Source organism: Pseudokineococcus marinus (genome assembly GCF_013004605.1).
Taxonomy (GTDB): Bacteria; Actinomycetota; Actinomycetes; order Actinomycetales; family Quadrisphaeraceae; genus Pseudokineococcus; species Pseudokineococcus marinus.
In genome coordinates, this window is the sequence record NZ_JABEMA010000278.1 from 1 (window position 1) to 4,057 (window position 4,057).

The following is a 4,057-nucleotide window of genomic DNA, read 5'->3' on the forward strand; positions in this document are numbered from 1 at the left end:
GGCCGCGGCCCGGGTCGCCTGCGCGAGGGCGTGCGGCTCGGGGGCGTCCGCGGCCCACGGGCCGCGGGCGGCGACGAAGGCCTCGACCGCCTCGTCACCCGCGGTGCCGGCGGACGCGACGACCCCGCGCAGTGCGGGCTCGGAGCCGATGACGAGCAGGCGCAGGCGCAGGAGCTCCAGGTCGTCGTCCGGGTAGCGCTGCCCGGCCACGAGAGCCTCCAGCAGGGCCTCGCGCCAGGGGCGGTCCACCGGTGCGTCGCGCAGCCCGTCGACCAGCGCCTCCTCGGCCCCCTCGAGGCCCTCCCAGACGATGGCGCTCTTGCTCTCGACGTGGCGCAGGACCGTGGTGCGGCCGACGCCCAGCGCCGCCGCGACGTCCTCGAGCGTCGTCGCCTCGAAGCCGCGCTCGTCGAAGAGCCGCAGCGCCGTCCGCACGACCTCGCGCCGTGAGGTCGCCGGGGGGCGGCCGCGGCGCGGCGCCTTCGGAGCCATGTGGTCCCCCTTTCCGGTACGGCGTACCGTAATGCTGACCGGTCCTGGTCGACCCGAAGGAGACGATGATGTCCATCCCCGCCGACGCGCCCACCACCGCCACCACGCCCGCCCTCGTCCCCGAGCGCTTCGCCGGGAAGGTGGCCGTCGTCACGGGCGCAGGGTCCGGCATCGGCCGGGCGACGGCGCTGCGCCTGGCCCGCGAGGGCGCCCGCGTCGTCGCCGCCGACGTCGTCGCCGACCGGCTCGACGCGCTCGTCGCGGAGGCTCCCGAGCTCGACCTCGTGCCCGTCGTCGGCGACATCACCGCCGAGGACGGCGTGCAGCGGGTCGTGGCCGCTGCCGGCGGCCGCGTGGACCTTCTCGCCAACGTGGCGGGCATCATGGACGGCTTCCTGCCCACGGCCGAGGTCGACGACGCGACGTGGGAGCGCGTCTTCGCCGTCAACGTCACGGCCGTCGTGCGCCTGTCGCGCGCGGTCCTGCCGCTCATGGTCGACGCCGGCGGGGGCGCCATCGTCAACGTCGCCTCGGAGGCGGCGCTGCGGGGGTCGGCCGCCGGCGTCGCCTACACCGCCTCCAAGCATGCTGTCGTCGGCATCACCAAGAGCACCGCGGTGAGCTACCGCGGCCAGGGCGTGCGCACCAACGCCGTCGCGCCCGGAGCGGTGGCCACGAACATCGAGGCGCCGATGCGCTCGCAGCACGCGGCCCAGGTGCTCGGGCCGTACATGCAGGCCAACATCCCCGCCGCCGCGACGGCCGAGCAGCTAGCCGCCAGCATCACGTGGCTGCTCAGCGACGACTCCGCCAACGTCAACGGCGTCGTCCTCGCCTCGGACGGCGGCTGGTCGGCCGTCTGACGCCCGCCCGGCCGGCGGCCGACCGCCGGCCGGGCGCTCCGGCGTGCGCGAGGACCCCCGGCCGGCTGCGACGGTGGGGGCATGGCTCCTCGTCGCACGGACCTGCTCGCCGCCGCGCGGGAGCGCTCGCCGAAGGCGGGGCCCGCCGCGTACGCCGGCGTCGTCGCCCTCCTCGTGCTCGGGCTCTGCGGGGCCATCGGCCTCGCCGTCGGCCAGCCGCTGCTCTTCCCCAGCCTGGCCCCGACGCTCCTGCTCTTCGTGCAGAGCCCGCACCAGCCGACGTCGGCGCCCCGCAACGTGCTCGTCGGGCACGGCGTCGGGCTGCTCCTCGGCCTCGGGGCCCTCCACCTCTTCGGCCTCGCCGACGACCCGCCCGTCACGGAGATGGGGCTGACAGCCGCTCGCGTCGTCGCCGCCGCCGGGGCGGTGGCCCTGACCGCCGTCGTCCTGTCCCTGCTCAAGTGCCAGCACCCGCCGGCCGGGACGACGACGCTGCTCTTCGCCCTCGGCGTCTTCACGACGCCGTCCGACGTCGCCACGGTCGTCGCGGGCGTGGTGCTGCTCGTCGTCGTCGGCGTCGGCCTCAACCGGCTGCTCGGCGTCCGGCAGAGCCTGTGGGCGCCGGAGGGCGAGGCGAACGCCTGACGATCGGCGGCACGCCCGCGAAGGAGGCGTCACCTTCGCGTCTGGAGGGGTCCCTCGGGTGAAGGAGGCGTCACCTTCGCGTCCGAGGCGGCGTCGGGGAGCGAGGCGGCGTCCCCGCGGGGCGGGTCGTTCAGTCGGCGACGGCCTCGCGGGCCTCGTCGCCGGCCCCGTCCCGCTGGGCGTCGTCGGCGCGGGCGCGGCGCTCGGCCGGCACGAGGAGGCCGACGAGCGCGCCGCACGCCACGATCGCGGCCCCCACGAGCAGTCCCCGGTCGTAGCCGGCGGCGAGGGCCTCGACGCCCGCGGCGCCGGCGGAGGCCGCCGCGTCGGCGTCCCCCGTGCCCAGCACGGCGGCCGTGCGCGCCGCGGCCACGGTGGACAGGACGGCCAGGCCGATGGCGCCGCCCATCTGCCGCGAGGTGTTGATGAGCCCCGACGCGAGGCCCGCCTGCTCGCCCGGCACCCCGGCCGTCGCCGCGGCGGCGAGCTGCACCATCGTCAGGCCGATGCCGAGGCCGGAGAGCATGGTCGGCAGGAGGAGCTCGCTCAGGTAGGTGCCGCTGGGCGACGACGTCGAGAGCCACAGGAGCCCGGAGGCCGACACGAGCGGGCCGACGACGAGGAGCGGTCGCGGCCCCGTGCGGCGCGCGATGCGGGTCGAGGCCATCGAGCCGGCGATGAGCGTCAGGCTCGCGGGGAGGAAGGCGAGGCCGGCGCCCAGGGCGTCGAAGCCGTAGACGCGCTGCAGCTGCAGGGACATGAAGAACCAGAACGAGAACATGCCCATGCCGACGGTGAGGGCCACGCCGTTGGCCGCCGACAGCGCCCGGCGCCGGAAGATGGCCAGCGGCACGAGGGGCCTCGGCGCGTGGCGCTCGACGACGACGAACAGCGCCAGCAGCGCGAGCCCCACGACGATCGGCACGAGCACCACGGCCGAGGTCCACGAGCGCGTCTCGGCGCTGACGACGCCGTAGACGACGGACGTCAGGCCGAGGGTGACGGTGAGGCTGCCCGGGACGTCGAGGTCGCGCAGGCGCCGCACGACCGGCGTCGAGCCGACGAGCGCCCACGCGGCCCCGGCGGCGAGGAGGACGCCGAGCGGCACGTTGACGAAGAGGACCCACCGCCAGCTCAGGGCCTCGGTGAGGACGCCGCCCACGAGGCCGCCCATCGCACCGCCCGCGCCGCCGACGGCGCCCCAGACGCCGAGGGCCCGGGCGCGCTCGCCCGGCTCGGTGTACGTCGTCGTGAGGAGGCTGAGGGTGGCAGGGGCCAGGACGGCGCCGCCGACGCCCTGGGCCGCCCGCGCCGCCACCAGCCACGCCTCCGTCTGCGCGAAGCCGCCCACGAGGCTCGCGAGGGAGAACAGGCCGACGCCGAGGAGGAAGACGCGCTTGCGGCCGAAGAGGTCGCCCGCGCGGCCGCCGAGGAGCAGCAGCCCGGCGAAGGCCAGGGCGTAGGCGTTGACGACCCACTGCAGCCCGGCGGTGGACAGGTCGAGGTCGGTCCGCATCGACGGCAGCGCGACGTTCACGATGCTCACGTCGAGGATGACCATGAACTGCGCCGTCGCGGCGACGACGAGGACCATCCAGTGCGGCACCGCGCGGCGCTGCCGCGCCGCCCCGCCCGTCGGCGCCCCCTCGGCCCGCCCGGCTCCGTCGGACACCGACCCGCCCGGGCCGTCGGAGCCCCGGGCCGGGCCGGCGGGGTCGTCGGCGTCGCTCGTGCGGGGGGCGGCGGTCATGGGCGGTGCTCCGTCGGGCTCGGGGGCGCCCCGGCGCGGTACCGGGTCGCCAGGGCGAGCGCCGCCCAGGGCTGCGGCATTCCGGGCTGGGGCGTTCCGGGCTGCGGCAACCGGGGCTGCGGCATTCCGGTGATGTCCGCCGTCCGGGCTCGAGGGCGGCGGTCCGCGACCGATCAGGACGTCCGACACCCCCGAAGGGGTGGTGCGCGCGCCACCCCGGCGCGTCGCCGGTCCTCCCCGGAGATGCCATGCCTCCCGCCCGCCCCGGCGGCCCGGCCGGCGCCGCCCGCGCGCGCCTGGCCGCGCT

Annotated in this window: 4 protein-coding genes; 2 read left to right on the forward strand and 2 right to left on the reverse strand. The window is 77.3% G+C overall.

Annotation, left to right across the window (positions count from 1 at the left end):
• A partial coding sequence (locus HLB09_RS13955) for a TetR/AcrR family transcriptional regulator (protein WP_171203950.1) occupies nucleotides 1-492 on the reverse strand: 492 nt, incomplete at its 3' end.
• A 68-nt stretch (nucleotides 493-560) separates the two neighbouring features.
• On the opposite strand from HLB09_RS13955, the gene HLB09_RS13960 reads away from it, so the two are divergent.
• Both HLB09_RS13960 and HLB09_RS13965 read left to right on the forward strand, forming a co-directional pair.
• Entirely contained in the window at nucleotides 561-1,355 is a 795-nt protein-coding gene (locus tag HLB09_RS13960; protein ID WP_171203951.1) for an SDR family NAD(P)-dependent oxidoreductase, read from the forward strand.
• Between the two features lie 81 nt (nucleotides 1,356-1,436).
• On the forward strand, nucleotides 1,437-2,000 hold the full coding sequence (locus HLB09_RS13965; RefSeq protein ID WP_171203952.1) for an HPP family protein: 564 nt from the start codon (nucleotides 1,437-1,439) through the stop codon (nucleotides 1,998-2,000).
• 130 nt (nucleotides 2,001-2,130) lie between these two features.
• On the opposite strand, the gene HLB09_RS13970 is transcribed toward HLB09_RS13965, so the two are convergent.
• Nucleotides 2,131-3,750: an MFS transporter gene (locus HLB09_RS13970; RefSeq protein WP_171203953.1), complete on the reverse strand. Its 1,620-nt coding sequence runs from the start codon at nucleotides 3,748-3,750 to the stop codon at nucleotides 2,131-2,133.
• Nucleotides 3,751-4,057: the final 307 nt, after the last annotated feature.

Bases quoted from the DNA above. Each gene is read 5' to 3' on its own strand.
- HLB09_RS13960 (WP_171203951.1), top strand. From the start codon at position 561: ATGTCCATCCCCGCCGACGCGCCCACCACCGCCACCACGCCCGCCCTC.
- HLB09_RS13965 (WP_171203952.1), top strand. From the start codon at position 1,437: ATGGCTCCTCGTCGCACGGACCTGCTCGCCGCCGCGCGGGAGCGCTCG.
- HLB09_RS13970 (WP_171203953.1), bottom strand. From the start codon at position 3,750: ATGACCGCCGCCCCCCGCACGAGCGACGCCGACGACCCCGCCGGCCCG.